The 15,604-nt window shown below is 67.8% G+C and carries 15 protein-coding genes; 8 read left to right on the forward strand and 7 right to left on the reverse strand.

What is annotated here, in order from left to right:
* Positions 1-103 precede the first annotated feature (103 nt).
* Entirely contained in the window at positions 104-835 is a 732-nt protein-coding gene (locus ACLJPD_RS07610) for a Clp protease N-terminal domain-containing protein (RefSeq protein WP_410871069.1), read from the reverse strand.
* A 72-nt stretch (positions 836-907) separates the two neighbouring features.
* On the opposite strand from ACLJPD_RS07610, the gene ACLJPD_RS07615 reads away from it, so the two are divergent.
* Entirely contained in the window at positions 908-2,167 is a 1,260-nt protein-coding gene (locus tag ACLJPD_RS07615; RefSeq protein ID WP_410871071.1) for a hypothetical protein, read from the forward strand.
* A gap of 68 nt (positions 2,168-2,235) precedes the next feature.
* Here ACLJPD_RS07615 and ACLJPD_RS07620 read toward each other — a convergent pair whose 3' ends face one another.
* The 5 genes from ACLJPD_RS07620 to ACLJPD_RS07640 all read right to left on the reverse strand — a co-directional run bounded on the left by ACLJPD_RS07620 (position 2,236) and on the right by ACLJPD_RS07640 (position 6,222).
* The gene (locus ACLJPD_RS07620; RefSeq protein ID WP_410871073.1) at positions 2,236-3,318 is read right to left on the reverse strand and encodes an NAD(P)/FAD-dependent oxidoreductase; all 1,083 of its coding nucleotides are present in this window, start codon (positions 3,316-3,318) and stop codon (positions 2,236-2,238) included.
* Between the two features lie 84 nt (positions 3,319-3,402).
* On the reverse strand, positions 3,403-4,278 hold the full coding sequence (locus ACLJPD_RS07625; protein ID WP_410871075.1) for an RNA polymerase sigma-70 factor: 876 nt from the start codon (positions 4,276-4,278) through the stop codon (positions 3,403-3,405).
* A gap of 9 nt (positions 4,279-4,287) precedes the next feature.
* Complete coding sequence (locus ACLJPD_RS07630; protein WP_410871077.1) at positions 4,288-5,169, reverse strand: CDP-alcohol phosphatidyltransferase family protein; 882 nt, start codon at positions 5,167-5,169, stop codon at positions 4,288-4,290.
* Positions 5,166-5,879, reverse strand: coding sequence for a phosphatidylserine decarboxylase (locus tag ACLJPD_RS07635; RefSeq protein ID WP_410871079.1), 714 nt, complete (start codon positions 5,877-5,879; stop codon positions 5,166-5,168). Before ACLJPD_RS07635 ends, ACLJPD_RS07630 begins: the two co-directional genes overlap by 4 nt.
* A 70-nt stretch (positions 5,880-5,949) precedes the next feature.
* Complete coding sequence (locus ACLJPD_RS07640; protein ID WP_410871081.1) at positions 5,950-6,222, reverse strand: GlsB/YeaQ/YmgE family stress response membrane protein; 273 nt, start codon at positions 6,220-6,222, stop codon at positions 5,950-5,952.
* Positions 6,223-6,460: 238 nt separating this feature from the next.
* On the opposite strand from ACLJPD_RS07640, the gene ACLJPD_RS07645 reads away from it, so the two are divergent.
* The 5 genes from ACLJPD_RS07645 to ACLJPD_RS07665 all read left to right on the forward strand — a co-directional run bounded on the left by ACLJPD_RS07645 (position 6,461) and on the right by ACLJPD_RS07665 (position 11,378).
* Positions 6,461-7,489, forward strand: coding sequence for a beta-ketoacyl-ACP synthase III (locus ACLJPD_RS07645; RefSeq protein ID WP_410871083.1), 1,029 nt, complete (start codon positions 6,461-6,463; stop codon positions 7,487-7,489).
* Between the two features lie 190 nt (positions 7,490-7,679).
* Entirely contained in the window at positions 7,680-7,868 is a 189-nt protein-coding gene (locus tag ACLJPD_RS07650) for a hypothetical protein (RefSeq protein ID WP_410871085.1), read from the forward strand.
* A gap of 33 nt (positions 7,869-7,901) precedes the next feature.
* Positions 7,902-9,569 (forward strand): FAD-dependent oxidoreductase, encoded by a 1,668-nt coding sequence (locus tag ACLJPD_RS07655; protein ID WP_410871087.1) that lies wholly within the window; start codon positions 7,902-7,904, stop codon positions 9,567-9,569.
* Positions 9,566-11,038 carry an ATP-binding protein gene (locus ACLJPD_RS07660; protein WP_410871089.1) on the forward strand — a complete coding sequence of 491 codons (1,473 nt, stop codon included), beginning with the start codon at positions 9,566-9,568 and terminating at the stop codon, positions 11,036-11,038. The genes ACLJPD_RS07655 and ACLJPD_RS07660 overlap by 4 nt, the downstream gene beginning before the upstream one ends.
* Positions 11,031-11,378: a UBP-type zinc finger domain-containing protein gene (locus ACLJPD_RS07665; protein ID WP_410871090.1), complete on the forward strand. Its 348-nt coding sequence runs from the start codon at positions 11,031-11,033 to the stop codon at positions 11,376-11,378. The genes ACLJPD_RS07660 and ACLJPD_RS07665 overlap by 8 nt, the downstream gene beginning before the upstream one ends.
* 11 nt (positions 11,379-11,389) lie before the next feature.
* On the opposite strand, the gene ACLJPD_RS07670 is transcribed toward ACLJPD_RS07665, so the two are convergent.
* Positions 11,390-11,851, reverse strand: a complete 462-nt coding sequence (locus ACLJPD_RS07670) for a hypothetical protein (RefSeq protein WP_410871092.1) — start codon at positions 11,849-11,851, stop codon at positions 11,390-11,392.
* A 77-nt stretch (positions 11,852-11,928) separates the two neighbouring features.
* Here ACLJPD_RS07670 and ACLJPD_RS07675 point away from each other — a divergent pair, with 77 nt between their 5' ends.
* Positions 11,929-14,169 (forward strand): AAA family ATPase, encoded by a 2,241-nt coding sequence (locus tag ACLJPD_RS07675; protein WP_410871094.1) that lies wholly within the window; start codon positions 11,929-11,931, stop codon positions 14,167-14,169.
* A 79-nt stretch (positions 14,170-14,248) separates the two neighbouring features.
* Complete coding sequence (locus tag ACLJPD_RS07680) at positions 14,249-15,523, forward strand: hypothetical protein (RefSeq protein WP_410871096.1); 1,275 nt, start codon at positions 14,249-14,251, stop codon at positions 15,521-15,523.
* Positions 15,524-15,604: the final 81 nt, after the last annotated feature.

Consider the following 15,604-nt stretch of genomic DNA (forward strand, 5'->3'; position numbering starts at 1 on the left):
CTGGCACTCAACAGTCACGAGTGCCAAGCCATTTTTAGCACTCGGGTGGCGAGAGTGCAAGGTCGCGCCCGGCGCGGTGGCCGCACCGGGCACGACCGACCGCTCAGACCCCGCCCTCCGGCGCGGGCAGGAACTGATTCAGCACCTCGACGAGCTCGGCCTCGACGACGGCCTTGTCAAGGCCCAGATCGCTGAGTACCCCCGCGCCGTTCTCCTGTTCCAGCAGAGCCAACAGGATGTGCTCGGTGCCGATGTAGTTGTGGCCGAGGCGCAGCGCCTCGCGAAAGGTGAGCTCGAGTACCTTCTTCGTGTCACCGTCGAACGGGATGAGGGCGGGCACGTCACCTTCGGCGGCGGGCAGCGAGGCGATCGCGGCATCGCGCACCGCATCCAGTGTCACACCCATGGCGACGATCCCCTTGGCGGCCAGACCCTCCGTCTGACCGATCAGGCCGAGGATCAGGTGCCCGAGCGCGATCTGGCCGCTTCCCGAGGCGCGGGCCGCCTCCTGGGAGCCGACGACCACCTGCCGGGCCCGCTCGGTGAACTTGGCGAAGCCGGCCTGGGGATCCATGGCGGCCGTGTCGCTCGGCCCCTTGGGCACGAATCGTTTCTGGACGGCCTGCTTGCTGACGCCCATGCTGGCGCCGATGTCGGTCCAGGAAGCGCCGGAGCGGCGAGCCTGGTCGACGAAGTGGCCGATCAGGTGGTCGGCGGTTTCGCCGAGGTGATTGGCGGCGACCACCGCGTCGGAGAGCTGGTCGAGAACATTGTCGGGGCGGGCCTTTTTGATGCCGTCGATGAGGTCGTCGAGGCGAAAGTTCGGAGTGCTCATGCGTCAACTCTAGGTTGACGATTCGGAATCGTCAACGGTTGGTTGACGGCTAATTCCTGGCAGAGTGGCGCCATGGGGAGAATTCGGCGCTGGGCGCCGCGCGTGGTGGGGATCGTCGTGACGTTGGCGTGTCTGGTCGGCGCCGGACGACTGCTGTGGCCGCAGCCCGGCCTCGACGAGCAGCCCGGATCCACGGCGCGTCAGTTGGCCTTCGTGCGGGACGCGCTCGACGAAGGATCGGCTACCGCCGCACAGGAACTGTTTCCGGAGGGGTACGTCTTCTCGAACGTGCTCTACGGTCTCGCCTGGGTACAGGCAGCGCATACCGATCCCCGGCTCCACGATGCGGCCCTGCGCGAATCACATTGGGCGCTGGCACGATTGGAATCCGACGAAGGCAAGGCGATCTTCAGCCCCCGGTCGCAGCCCTCGTTCGGGGTGTTCTTCGCTGGGTGGACCAACTGGTTGCGCGGGGCGATCTTGTCGCTCGACGACACCGATACCGCGGCGGTGCAACGGTTCTCCACGCACAGTTCGGAGATCGCGCAGGCGTTCGCGGCCGCGGAAACACCCTTTCTCCAGGCCTATCCCGGACAGGCTTGGCCGGTCGATTCCACGGTCGCCATCGCCTCGCTTCGACTGCACGACAAGCTGTTCGGAGCGAAGTACACGGCGGTGATCGATCGCTGGCTCGAACAGGCGAAGTCCCGGCTCGACCCCACCACCGGCCTGCTCCCGCACCAGGTTTCACCGTCGGACGGATCGCTGATGACCGGTGCGCGAGCGACCTCGCAGACCGTGATCCACCGATTCCTGCCCGAGATCGATCCGGCGTTCGCGAAGAGTCAGTACGCGCGTTACCGCGACCAGTTCCTCGCCTACCCAGCCGGTTTCGGCCCAGCGCTGCGCGAGTATCCGAAAGGTGTGGACGGGAGCGGCGATGTCGACTCGGGACCACTGATCGCCGGTATCAGCCTGTCCGCCACGGTTGTCGCCCAAGGCGCCGCCCGCGTGAACGGTGACCGCGAGTTGGCGTCCGCGATCGGCGCCGAAGGCGAATTGCTCGGCCTGCCGGTCACCCTGCCCGGCTCCAAGCGGTACGCCTTCGGATTGATGCCGATCGGGGACGCGTTCGTGGTCTGGTCGTCGACGGCACGTCTGCTGACCGAGCCACCAACGGCACCCGAGCGGGATCTGCGCTGGTGGTGGCGGCTGCCATGGCTGGGCGTGCTCATCGCAATCGCAATCGCACCGTGGGCGTGGACGCTGAGCAGCCTTACCCGTCGCCGCACACCGACGACTGACCGCGCTGAGGGCATACCCATCGCGTAGCGGCCGAATATCGACAATGCTCGGGAAGAGTGTGCACTCGGCGCGGTGTTCGAGCGTCGTTCCGGCGATTACCGCAGGCCGACCGTAAAAGCGGTGCCGCGCACGATCAGCTCCTTCATCACCACACCGATTCGACCGGTGAACACCGTGTTCGTCGGGGTGTCGTCGGCCTTGACGAGTTGCAGCACCGCGTCGTGACGGCCGAGGCTGATGCACTGTGCGACATAGCGGCCGTTCATCGGCTCGGGTTCGCGGCCACGCGCGCGCGCCGTGATCGCACCGACCACATATTGCCCGGCGGGAATCGCTGTCGCACAGGCCATCCGCAGCGGTCGACCGTCTACACCAGCCATCAACGCGGCGTCGCCGACGGCGTAGATGTCGGGGTGCGAGACCGAGCGCAGCGTGGCGTCGGTGCGGATGCGGCCGTCGTCGGCGACCTCCAGCCCTGCGCGACGAGCCAGGTCGGGAACAGTGAAACCGGTGGTCCAGACGGTGGTCGCGGCGGGTACCAGGGTGCCGTCGGCGAGCCGGACAGCATCGGGCAGCACCTCGACAACCTTGACGCCGGAACGGATCTGGACGCCGAGCCGGGTGAGCGCGGCACGGATCGACTGGTGCGCGCGCGGCGAGAGCCAGGCGCCGGGATCCTCGGAACCGAGCAGACTGATCCGCGAATCTGGCTGCGACTCAGCTAGTTCGGTGGCCAGTTCGATGCCGGTGGGGCCCGATCCCACGATCACGATCTGACCCGACAGCTCCGTCACATCCTCGGCGGTGGCGACGAACTTCGCGTGCGCGGCGGCACCGGGCACGGCATTGCGGTCGGCCTGACTGCCGAGCGCGTAGACGAGGGTGTCGTAGTGCAGCGTCCACTCGCCGTCGACGGCGATGATCTTGCGATCCGGGTCCAGGTCGGTGACCCGCGCCTGGACGAATTCGATGCCCTTGCGCCCCAGCGACTTCCGCAAGTCGAGGCGTTTGACCGACTGACCCGCGGCGGCTTGGTGCAGACGCACCCGCTGCACGAATTCGGCGCGGCCGTCCACGACGGTGATCTGGGTGTCGCGGGTCTTCTTCGCGAGGGCGCGGGCGGCGGTGAGTCCCGCGTACCCGGCGCCGAGGACAACGATCCGATGCTGACCGGTCATGGTGTGGCTCCTTCTCTCGAAATGCCTACACACACCAGACCGAGCAGCCCCCGAGTTCCTGACAGGTTCTTGAAGTGATACGGATCACACCGCGATCGCGCCCAATTTGATCGGGTTCACGACCGTGCGAACCGCCGCGATCGCACCTGCCTCGTCGAAGTCGAAGACCAGTACGCCGATCGGCGCCTCGTCCTGGAACAGGACCAGACCCACGTCGCCGTTGATCTCGCTGAATTCGAAGCGCGCCGTCGTCCCGAGGAAGCGCCGCAGCTTGGCCAGGTAGCGCGCGACCACGTCGCCGCCGACCACCGGGATCTTGGCCGCGACCACCCTGCCGCCACCGTCGGCCACCGACACCACGTCATCGGCGAGCAGTTCGCGCAGCCCGGCCACATCCCCGGTCGACGCCGCCTGCAAGAACTTCTCGATCATCGTGCGCGCGTGCTCAGGCGACACCACGAAACGCTGTTTGCCGGTACGCACCCGCTGACCGGCCCGATGGAATATCTGCTGGGTGTTGGCCACCGTGAGATCGAGCATCTCCGCGATCTCGGCGTGCGAGTAGCCGAAGGCCTCGCGCAGCACGAACACGGCCCGCTCGATCGGGCTGAGCCGTTCCATCGCGGTGAGCACGGCCAGCGACACCGACTCGCGTTCCTCGACGGTCCCCAGCGGACCGAGCGCACCACCGCCGGTCGGCACCGGCTCGGGCAGCCACTGCCCGACATAGGTCTCACGTCGGGCCCGAGCCGAAACAAGCTGCGTGCGACACAGATTCACCGTGACGGTCGTCAGCCACGCCTCGCCATTGGCGATCTCCCCGCGGTCGGCCGATGCCCACCGCAGATAGACCTCCTGCACAACATCCTCGGCCTCACTCACCGCCCCGAACATGCGATAGGCCAACGAGAAAAGCCGCGGCCGATGCTCGAGAAACTGCGCGACGCCATCGGATTCCACGCGTGCCCCTCAGTCGTCGTTGCGCGGACGACGCAGACGTAACCGGGCCGACCCCCGGATAGCGGGCCGACGAATCGCGGGCATCCGCCGCTGGGCCCGCCGCTGGGCCCGCCGCTCAGCCGGCTTGTGCTGCCAGGTCTCCGGCCGCGCGGCCACCCAGCGCGCCGACCGCCAGGCGAACGGAATGTGCGCCAGGTACAGCGCGACCAAGATCAGCAGCAGCACGATCGGATAGGTCACGAGCAACGCGGCGGCCAGTGCGGTCAGCACCAGCAGACCCGCTGCCGCCTGCGGGGCGACCGAGACCGACTTCATCGCCAGGGTCGGAATGGTGCTCACGCACAGCAGTGCGGCGAAAACCGTCCAGGCGGCGACGAACGGGAAACTGTCCCACCACCCGTCGCCGAACTGCACCTTCAACGCGATCGGCACCAGCGCGATCAGCGCACCGGCGGGCGCGGGCACACCGACGAAGTACTCACGCGCCCAGTTCGGGCGGGAATCGTCGTCGAGCAGGGTGTTGAAGCGGGCCAGGCGCAGGACCAGACTCACCGCGAACAACAGCGCGACGATCCAACCCGCGCTGTTGCCGTCGAGCAGGGTCACATAGATGACCAGCGCGGGCGCGACGCCGAAGGAGATGGCGTCCGACAGCGAATCGAGTTCGGCGCCCATCTTGGATGTGGCGTCGAGCATGCGCGCGAGGCGGCCGTCGAGGGTGTCGAGCACGGCGGCCGCGCCGACCATCGCCAACGCGATACCGAGCTCACCGTCGAGCCCGAACTTCACCGACGACAGGCCCGCGCACAGCGCGAGGATGGTGACGACGCTCGGCAGCAATCGCACCGAGCGCGGACGCCTACGAGGTGCCGACCGCGCCTGTTCGATCATCCCAGCACAGCCAGGACGGTTTCGGCCCCGATCGTGCGCTGCCCGGGGGCGACCAGCAGTTCGGTGCCGACCGGGAAGTACGTGTCGACACGGGAGCCGAACCGGATCAGGCCGTAGGTGTCACCGATGGTGAGCAGGTCGCCAACGCGGGCATCGCAGACGATGCGCCGCGCCAGCAACCCGGCGATCTGCACCACGACGACCTGCTTACCGTCGGCGGTGTCGATGACCATGCTGTTGCGCTCGTTGGCGTCGGAGGCCTCCGGCAGATCGGCCGAGAGGAACTTGCCCGGCTGATGCAGCACCTCGCGCACGGTGCCCGACACCGGAACGCGCTGCACGTGCACATCGAGCACCGAAAGGAAGATGCTCACGCGCGGCAACGGCTGATCGCCGAGACCGAGCTCGACGGGCGGTACCGCGGTGTCGACCAGCGCCACCTCACCGTCGGCGGGCGCGACGACGATGCCCGCCCGGTTCGGCGGCACGCGGTGCGGGTGCCGGAAGAAGGCGGCGCTGGCTGCCGCGGCGGTCAGACCGGCCCGGCGCACCCATTTGTTGCGGCCGCCGACGACCGCCACCGCCAACGGCACCGCGACGAACGGCAGTCCGGCGGGATGTAGCGGGGGGACAGCGGCCCGAACCAAGTCGACGACATGTCCGACGCCGGTGGTATCGGGCGTGCCGGGCGGGGTGGGGCGGCGTGCCACGGGCTTCCTCTTTCGTGTGATGACTACAAGCGATCACACCCTACGGGAAGCCCGCGGCAAGCACCTGTGGTCAGTGGACCGATTTACGCCCGGTGAACAGCTTCACCAGGTACAACAACACGCAGGCGCCCACCAGACAGGTGATGAAGCTGAATATCCAGCCCGCGCCTTCGACATCGACACCGAACAGGCTCAGCAGGAAACCGCCGAGCAGGCCGCCGATGACGCCGACGACGATGTTGAGCAGGATGCCCTGCTGTGCGTCGGTCTTCATGAACTTGCTCGCGATCCAACCGGCCAGACCGCCGATGATGATCCAACTGATGATGCCGAGTCCGAGCATGATGTCCTCGATCCCTCGAAGGGTGGGCGAGCAATCGCCTTCTCACCAAGATACCCCCGGCTCTCTTGTGACAATCGACACTCAGATCACAATTTTACGCGCTAATATGAGGATGCCTCATGTCTCAGCGTTCACATGGTGTCCGCGCACGAGTCACGGGCGATGAGGGACAGATTTCGATGCTTCGGGTACACCCAGCGGTGCTGCCGCAGGTTGACAGGTACATAGGAGACACACAATGGCTGCTCTAATCGCCCAGACGACGGGTGCCGAGCACACCGCGATCCTCGGATTGGGCGTCTACCGCCCGGCCCGAGTGGTCACCAATGCCGAGGTCGCCGGGCCGATCGACTCGAGCGACGAGTGGATCCGCACCCGGTCGGGCATCAACACCAGGCGTTTCGCCTCGGCCGAGGAAACCATCCAGAGCATGAGCGTCGCCGCCGCGCGCGACGCGATCGCCGCCGCGGGCGTGCAGGTCGGCCAGATCGACTGCGTCATCGTGGCCACGTCGACGCATCTGATGCTCACTCCGGCCATCGGCCCGCGCATCGCCACCGAACTGGGCATGACCGGCTCGGCCGCCTTCGACATCTCGGCGGGCTGCGCCGGTTTCTGTCACGCGTTGGGCATGGCCTCGGACCTGGTCCGCGCGGGCACTTCGGGACACGTCTTGGTCATCGGTGTCGAAAAGCTCACCGAGGCAATCGATTTCACCGATCGCTCGACTGCGTTCCTGTTCGCCGACGGCGCGGGCGCGGTAGTCGTCGGCCCGTCGGACGCGCAGGGCATCGGCCCGACCGTCTGGGGTTCGGACGGCACCCAGCACCACGCCATCCGTCAGTCCAAGGACTGGGCGGAGTTCTTCGCCGAGATCGAGGAGAAGGGCACCGACGCGGTACGCCCCTACCTCGAGATGGAGGGCACCGCGGTGTTCCGCTGGGCCGCGCACTCGCTGGAGAAGGTCTGCCGCGAGGCGGTCGACCGCGCGGGCCTGACAACCAACGACCTCGACGCGATGATCCCGCACCAGGCCAACGGGCGGATCATCGAGATCATGGCCAGGGTGCTCGAGCTACCGGAGCGCTGCGCGCTCGCCAATGACATCGAGGACTCCGGCAACACCTCGGCAGCATCGGTGCCGTTGGCGATGGAGGCGCTGCTGCGCAAGGGCGAATCGAAGCCGGGTGACACCGCGCTGCTGATCGCCTTCGGTGCCGGGCTGTCCTATGCGGCACAGATTGTCACCATGCCCGCCTGGAAATAGCTGATCAGCAAATCCCGCAGAACCGGGGTGGCCTGCACCGAAGCAGGCCACCAACCGGTCGGCTCGCCGTGTCCACCTTGTCCCACTTGCACCAACTCGGACATGCTGGCAAACTTTTCGCTACCGACGTTTGCTGATCGACGAAGCTCAGCCCCCAGCGTTCCCGTCGTCAAATCCGAGGTGATCGGCCGTGAAACTGCGCTCACTCCTGCCACGCAGGCACATCAACGAGGTCCCGCTCCTGCCGAGCATCGGGCCTGACGACTTCGCGCTGCCCAGCGCTTTGATGCCGCGCGGGACTCGACTCAAACGCGAGGAACGCCTCGAACGCTTGCTCACGCCTTCCGAACTAGATCTGGTCCTGCACCACCAGCTCTGACGATCATCTCGCCGCAGGGGGATACTCGAACCCGTGAGCACTCCCTCGGTAACCAAACCGGCCATTTTGAGCGTTGACGACGATCCAGGCGTATCGCGGGCCGTGGTGCGCGATCTGCGCCGGCGCTACGGCGCCGACTATCGGATTCTGCGGGCCGAGTCGGGGCAGCAGGCGCTGGAGGCGCTGCGGGAGATGAAGCTGCGGGGGCAGCCGGTGGCGGTGTTGATCGCCGATTACCGGATGCCGGGGATGGACGGGATCGAGTTTCTCGAGCAGGCGATGGATCTGCATCCGTACGCGCGGCGGGTGTTGCTCACCGCCTATGCCGACACCGACGCGGCGATCAACGCCATCAATGTCATCGATCTCGACCACTATCTGCTCAAGCCGTGGGATCCGCCGGAGGAGAAGCTGTATCCGGTGATCGACGGGTTGCTCGAGGTGTGGCGCAGTGCCGAGCAGCGGCCGGTGTACGAGACCAAGGTGGTCGGTGATCGATGGTCGCCGCGGTCCTCGCAGGTGCGAGAGTTCTTGGCGCGCAATCAGTTGCCGTATCGGTGGTATCCGGTCGACGAGCCGGAGGGCACCCGGTTGCTGGAGGCCGCGGGTGCCGATCCGCTGGCCTGTCCGGTGGTGATCACGGCGGAGGGCACGGCGCTGATCCAGCCGACCGACAGTGAGCTGGCCGAAAATGTCGGGTTGACCGTCGAGCCCAGTGGGGACTTCTACGACCTGATCGTGGTCGGCGGCGGACCCGCGGGGCTCGGCGCGGCGGTGTACGGCGCGTCGGAGGGGTTGCGCACGGTGCTGGTGGAGCGCACGGCCACCGGCGGGCAGGCGGGGCAGAGTTCGCGGATCGAGAACTATCTCGGATTCCCGGACGGGGTGTCGGGGTCGCAGTTGGCGGACCGGGCGCGCAGGCAGGCGGCGAAGTTCGGTGCCGAGATCATCACCACTCGGGATGTGGTCGCGCTCGAGGTCAACGGTTCGGCGCGCACCGTGCGGTTCGCCGATGGCGGAAAGCTGTGTGCGCATACGGTTCTGATCGCTACCGGGGTGGACTATCGACGTCATCCGGCGGCTGGTGTAGACGAATTCACCGGGCGCGGTGTGTATTACGGGTCGGCGATGACCGAGGCGGCCGAGTGCGCTGAGCAGGAGGTCTACATCGTCGGTGGGGCGAATTCCGCCGGGCAGGCCGCGGTGTTCCTGTCGCGCAATGCCCGTCGTGTGCACCTGGTTGTCCGGGGCGACTCGCTGGAGCGGTCGATGTCGCACTATCTCGTGCAGCAGATCGCGGGGATCGCGAACATCGTCGTGCACACCGAGACCGAGGTGGTCGGCGTCGACGGCGACACCCACCTCGAACGCATCATCCTGCGCGACAACAGCACCGGCACCGAAGACAAGGTCGACGCGCAGCGTCTGTTCCTGTTCATCGGCGCCGCGCCACAGACCGGCTGGCTAGACGGGGTCGTCACCCGTGACGCCGCCGGATACGTGCTGGCCGGACCGGACCTGATGATCGACGGCGCCCGACCGCCGGGCTGGGAACTGCCACGCCCACCGCAGCACCTCGAAACCAGCGTGCCCGGCGTGTTCGTCGCGGGCGATGTACACGCCGAATCCGCCAAGCGCGTCGCCTCGGCGGTCGGCGAGGGCGCGATGGCCGTCATGCTCGTCCACCGGTATCTGGCATGAGTGGGGGTCCGATGATCTGTGATCCGGAGGAACTGCGCACGCTGTTCCTGTTCGAGAAGCTCGACGACTCCCAGCTGGCCGAGTTGTGCGCGGCGGGCAGCATCGAATACGTCGACCCCGGTCCGGTGTTTCGCGAGGGCGAACCGGCAACCTGCTTCTACGTGCTGATCGAGGGCGAGGTGCGGCTGACCAAGCTGTCCGGCGGCGTGGAGGTCGAGACCAATCGCACCGACCATCGTGGGGTGTACGCGGGTGCCTGGATGGCGTACATGGGCGACAAGGTGAGCCAGGACCACAACGGCTCGATGTATGTGCTGCGTCGCTCCCGGTTCTTCGTGCTCGCGGCGGATGATTTCGCCAGAATGATGAACGAGTGGTTCCCGATGGCCGTGCACCTGCTCGAGGGCGCGTTCTTCGGCGGGCAGCGGTCGAGTCAGCGGATCGCCGAACGGGAACGACTGCTCGCCCTCGGTTCGCTGTCGGCCGGCCTCACCCACGAGCTCAACAATCCCGCCGCCGCCGCAGTGCGCGCCACCTCCGGCCTGCGCGAACGCGTCGCCGGGATGCGGCACAAGCTCAAGATGATGGCCGAGGGCAAGTTCCCGGCCGACGCACTCGTCAAGCTCGTCGAGATGCAGGAGCAGGCCGCCGACCAGGTCGCCAAGGCACCCGACCTCAGTCCGATGGAAGCCTCCGATCGGGAGGACGCGCTGGCGGAGTGGTTCGACGCGCGCGGCATCGCCGACGGCTGGAATCTGGCGCCGACCTTCGTGCAGGCGGGCCTGGACACCGACTGGCTCGAGGGCGTCCACGCGACCTTGGAAGCCTGCCAGGCGCCGGTGTTCGAGGGTGCCGTGCGCTGGCTGAACTACACCATCGAGACCGAGTTGCTGATGAACGAGATCTTCGACTCGACCACCCGCATCTCCACCCTGGTCGGCGCGGCCAAACAGTATTCGCAGATGGATCGCGCGCCCTTTCAGGTCGTCGACCTGCACGAACTGCTCGATTCCACGCTGGTGATGCTCAACCGCAAACTCGGTGACGGTATCCGCGTGGTGAAGGACTACGACCGCGGCCTGCCGCCGATCCCCTGCTACGCCGCCGAACTCAACCAGGTGTGGACCAACCTGATCGACAATGCGGTCTACGCGATGGGCGGCGAGGGCACGCTGACGATTCGCACCTTCCAGGAGAACGACTGCGCCGTCATCGAGATCGGGGACACCGGCCCCGGCATCGCCCCCGACACGCGGAGCCGCATCTTCGAGCCGTTCTTCACCACCAAACCGGTCGGCGACGGCACCGGTCTCGGCCTCGATATCTCGTTCCGGATCGTGGCGAACAAGCACAACGGTGACATCCGGGTCGAGTCCGAACCCGGCAACACGCGGTTCATCGTCCGCCTGCCGTTGCATCCGGCGGCGCAGGATGTGGGCACACCAACTACAGGAGGTCAGGATGGCTGAAGCCGGAATCGATCCCAGCGTGCCGGCGAGCGGCGCCGGTTGCGTCGAGTGCGACGCGAGCGGTGGCTGGTGGGTGCACCTGCGCCGCTGCGCCGAATGCGGGCACGTCGGCTGCTGCGACAGCTCACCGAGCAAGCACGCGACCAAGCACTTCGAGGCCACCGCGCACCCGTTCATGCAGAGCTACGAACCGGGCGAGGACTGGTTCTACAACTTCGCCACCGGCGAGATGTACAGCGACGGCCCCGAACTCGCCGCGCCGACGAGCCATCCCACCGATCAGTCCGTGCCCGGTCCCGCCTCGCGCGTACCCGCGAACTGGCAATCACTCATCAACTGAGCCGCACCCCGTCACGGCTTCATTCCGGCCGCGTCGGCGACCGGCTTGTCGGCATTGCCCGGCACGAGGCAGATCAGCTTCGCGGTGCTGAGCGCCACGTTGGGACTGCCCTCGAACGGCCCGCCGGGATTTTCCGCGAGGATCTGATCGATCGCCTTCTTCTCACCATCGGAGTCGAGGGTCTTGAACTGCGCGCAGGTGATGTCGGCGCTCACCGCGGCCGAGGTGGGCGCGGCACTCGAGGTGGTGGTGGCGGGCGCACTCGAGGTAGCGCTCGGCGTGCCCTTGCGCAGCCCGCTCGCATCGGCGGAGTCGTCGCCGGAACCACACCCGACCAGTGTCAGGGTCAGTGCCCCGGCGGCCAGAACGGCGAGGGAGATTCGGTTCATCTGCTGCTTTCCCCGATAGATCGCGGCGCCGGCACCTCCGGCGCGTCCGGTGCAGCGTACCGACTGGGGCTCGGAGTTCGTCATGTCAGCCAGAATGACCGTCTGACCTTGCGAGCGGCCTATCGATTCCTGATCACGGCGCGAAGCGGCAGAATGGGGCGGTGGCTGAACTCTCGCTCACCGCCCGGCTCAATCCCTCCGCAGCCGATGCCCGTCGCGGGGTGGTGCGCCTGCACCCCGAGACCCTCACCGCGCTCGGTCTGCGCGAATGGGACGGCATCGCCCTGATCGGCGCGCGCAGGACCGCGGCGGTGGTGGCGAAGGCGCCCGCGGGGAGTCCGCCGGGGGTGGCGCTGCTCGATGACGTGACGCTGTCGAATGTGGGGCTGCGGGAGAACGCGGCGGTGACCGTCGCCCCGGTGACGGTCTTCGGCGCCAAGCAGATCTCGCTGAGCGGTTCGGCGCACGCGATGGCGAGCATTCCGGCCGCCACCCTGCGACAGGCACTACTCGGCAAAGTGGTGACCGTGGGCGACACGGTGTCGCTGCTGCCGCGCGATCTCGGGCCCGACATCAGTTCCTCGGCGGCCACCCAAGCCCTCTCGCGGACCTTCGGCATCGCCTGGACCACCGAACTGCTCACCGTGACGGCCATCGAGCCGATGCCGGGACCGGTGAGCGTGCAACCGAATTCGGCCGTCGGCTGGGGTGCGGGCGCGGGCGCGATCCTGCACGCGGTGGCCCGTGACGCACCGCAATCCTTGCCGAACAGCCCAGGGCAGCAGTTACTTTCGGAGTCTGACCTGTCAGAACCCGGTGCGGTGAAGGTCAGTTCGGGGGCCGCGCCGATCCAGGTCGAGGAACTGGCCGGAGTGCAGAGCCAGGCAGCCAAGTTGGCCGAATGGCTGAGCTTGGCGCTCGACGAACCCGAGTTGCTCAAAACGCTCGGCGCACCGGCACATCTCGGCGTGATCATCACCGGTCCGGCCGGTGTCGGCAAGGCCACCTTCGCGAAAGCTGTTGCCGCACCGCGCCGCATCATCGAACTCGACGGTCCCAGTGTCGGCGCCACCGAGAGCGGCACCCGGCTGCGTGCGGTCGCCGAGGCGGTGGGCGATGTCGCCACCGGGCAGGGCGGAGTGCTGCTGATCACCGATATCGACGCCCTACTGCCCGCGGAAGCCGAGCCCGTCGCCACCCTCATTCTCGATCAACTGCGCGCCGCTGTGCGCGCGCCGTGCGTGGCTCTGTTGACCACCACCGCCCATCCCACCCAGGTGGATTCGCGACTGCGGGCACCCGACCTGTGCGATCGCGAGCTGGCACTACCACTGCCGACGGCGGCGATTCGGCGCGCACTCCTGGAACAGCTGCTGCGAAAAGTACCCGCCGGAAAGCTGGACCTCGACGTAATCGGCTCGCGCACACCGGGTTTCGTCGTCGCCGACCTGTGCGCCCTGTGCCGGGAGGCGGCCGTGCGCGCAGCGGGCAGGGCCAGCCGCGAACACACCGAACCCGAACTCACCCAGGACGATCTGATCGGCGCACTCGACGTGATCCGACCCCTGTCCCGTTCGGGGACAGAGGAATTGGCGATCGGTTCACTGCACCTCGATGACGTCGGCGACATGGTCGAAACCAAACAGGCACTCACCGAAACCGTGCTGTGGCCACTGCGCCACCCCGACTCGTTCGCCCGCCTCGGCATCGAACCGCCGCGCGGGGTCCTCCTCTACGGCCCGCCCGGCTGCGGCAAGACCTTCCTCGTGCGGGCACTTGCAGGCACCGGCCAACTCAGCGTGCACTCGGTGAAAGGCGCTGAGCTGATGGACAAGTGGGTCGGTTCCTCGGAACGAGCGGTGCGCGAACTGTTCCAGCGGGCCCGCGATTCGGCGCCGTCGCTGATCTTCCTCGACGAGGTCGATGCCCTCGCCCCCCGCCGTGGCCAGAGCAGCGACTCCGGGGTGTCGGACCGGGTGGTCGCCGCGCTGCTCACCGAACTCGACGGGGTCGAACCGCTGCGCGACGTGGTGGTGGTCGGTGCGACCAACCGCCCCGAATTGATCGACCCAGCTCTGTTGCGACCCGGCCGACTTGACCGCCTCGTCTTCGTCCCACCGCCGGACGGTCCCGCCCGCCTCGAGATCCTGCGCACCGCGGGCCGTTCGGTTCCGCTTGCCGAGGACGTGGACCTGGCCGCCATGGCCGAGGATCTCGACGGCTACTCGGCCGCCGACTGCGCCGCCCTGCTGCGCGAGGCCGCGCTCTCGGCACTGCGCCGCGATATGGCCGCCGCCGACGTCACCGCCGAGGACGTGGCCACCGCCCGCGCCACCGTGCGCCCCTCCCTCGACCCCGCGCAGGTCGAATCGCTACGCCGCTACGCCGAGAGCAGGACTTGATCGCGGCCGGAACTCGCCGCCTCTCGATCCGGTCACGACATCCCAGGTAGGCGGGGTAGTCGCCGGTATCGTCCACACGGTGCCCAAGATCGGCGATGGTCTGGACGCGGTCACGGCATTCGCCGGGGCCGCGGCCGCGGGGATGTCGCTGTTTCTGCCGTTCACCTACGGTGACGGGTCTGCGATGAATTCGCCGTACCGGGTCACCAGCCTGATCAACAGTGTTCCGCGGGCGGCGGCACTCGGTCTCATCGTCGCGGTCGTCGTCGCCGTGCTGGCCAGACCGATCACCCGGCCGGGACTCGTCTGGCTCACCGCGACGGCCGGGGCGACGGCCCTGGCGGTCAACTTCGTCATCGGCCAGGCGATGACCTCCGCCGATGTCCTCACCACCCAGAACTACATCGACTCGCTGTTCGGCGGTGCGCTGATCGGATCGCTGTGCATCTGCGCGTGGCGAATGCGCTGGTCGGCGGTCGGTTTCGGGCTCGGGATCCTGGTCGTGTTCGTCTACGGCGAAGTCGTCGCGGTGTTCACCTCGAACGCCTCCGCGACGGCGGACAAGGCCGTGCACACCCCGTTCTGGCTGATCGGCGCCGCGGTCGTACTGCTCGCGGTGAACACCGTGCGCCACCAGCACGGCCTCATGGTGCCCGCCGTGCCGCGCATGGCCGCGGATCTGCCGATCTCTCCGATCATCGCCACCACGGTGCTGTCGCTGTCGCTGCTGCTCGCCACCGAATGGCTCGGTCGCGAGTTCGACGGACTACGCGGTAATTTCTGGCAGCTCGTCCTCGCTGTGATCGTCACGCTCGCAGCGGCATTCGTGGCCGCCGTGCTGCTGCCAGGCCGCGACGGCACCGGTGTGCTGCTCGCCGTGGCCTTGGCCGCGGCCGCCGATTCGCTCGGTGACGCATCGGCTCTCGGCTGGCATCTCGTTGTGGTTCTCGTGGTCGGTGTGGTCGCCATCCTGACCGGCCTGCGCTGGGCGTCACCGTGGGGCGTACTGCTCGGTGCCGCCGCGATCTGCGCTTTCGCCGCGGTGGCCGAACAGCTTCCGTTGGCGTTCGCGTGGTCGGCCGGGCTGGTGCTGGTGACCTGGGTGGCCGGTTTCGCGATCGGCTCGACCCGGGTGGTCTACCTGCCGAGCGTGATGCTCGGGCTGGGCGCGCTGTTCCTGCCGTCGATCGTGTGGTCGATCCCCACCGACGAGCGGCACTGGCCGACCGGCAGCACCGCCGTGGGCGAGCGGGTGCCGGGCCAGGTCGCGCTGGCCGTCACCATCGGCGCCGCGGCCTGCCTCGCGGTGCTGTATCAGCTCCGGCCCGCCACGCCCCGGGCGTCGCGACCATAGCCACCTCGCGCGTGACATGGCCGACGCAACAGCCTCGGTGCCACCGAACATCCCGCTCGCGCCCGTAGGATCGGGGCGCGC

Source organism: Nocardia sp. A7 (assembly GCF_046549215.1).
Taxonomy (GTDB): domain Bacteria; phylum Actinomycetota; class Actinomycetes; order Mycobacteriales; family Mycobacteriaceae; genus Nocardia.

Bases quoted from the DNA above. Each gene is read 5' to 3' on its own strand.
- ACLJPD_RS07610 (WP_410871069.1), bottom strand. From the start codon at position 835: ATGAGCACTCCGAACTTTCGCCTCGACGACCTCATCGACGGCATCAAA.
- ACLJPD_RS07670 (WP_410871092.1), bottom strand. From the start codon at position 11,851: ATGACGAACTCCGAGCCCCAGTCGGTACGCTGCACCGGACGCGCCGGA.
- ACLJPD_RS07615 (WP_410871071.1), top strand. From the start codon at position 908: ATGGGGAGAATTCGGCGCTGGGCGCCGCGCGTGGTGGGGATCGTCGTG.
- ACLJPD_RS07660 (WP_410871089.1), top strand. From the start codon at position 9,566: ATGAGTGGGGGTCCGATGATCTGTGATCCGGAGGAACTGCGCACGCTG.
- ACLJPD_RS07640 (WP_410871081.1), bottom strand. From the start codon at position 6,222: ATGCTCGGACTCGGCATCATCAGTTGGATCATCATCGGCGGTCTGGCC.
- ACLJPD_RS07665 (WP_410871090.1), top strand. From the start codon at position 11,031: ATGGCTGAAGCCGGAATCGATCCCAGCGTGCCGGCGAGCGGCGCCGGT.
- ACLJPD_RS07620 (WP_410871073.1), bottom strand. From the start codon at position 3,318: ATGACCGGTCAGCATCGGATCGTTGTCCTCGGCGCCGGGTACGCGGGA.
- ACLJPD_RS07630 (WP_410871077.1), bottom strand. From the start codon at position 5,169: ATGATCGAACAGGCGCGGTCGGCACCTCGTAGGCGTCCGCGCTCGGTG.
- ACLJPD_RS07645 (WP_410871083.1), top strand. From the start codon at position 6,461: ATGGCTGCTCTAATCGCCCAGACGACGGGTGCCGAGCACACCGCGATC.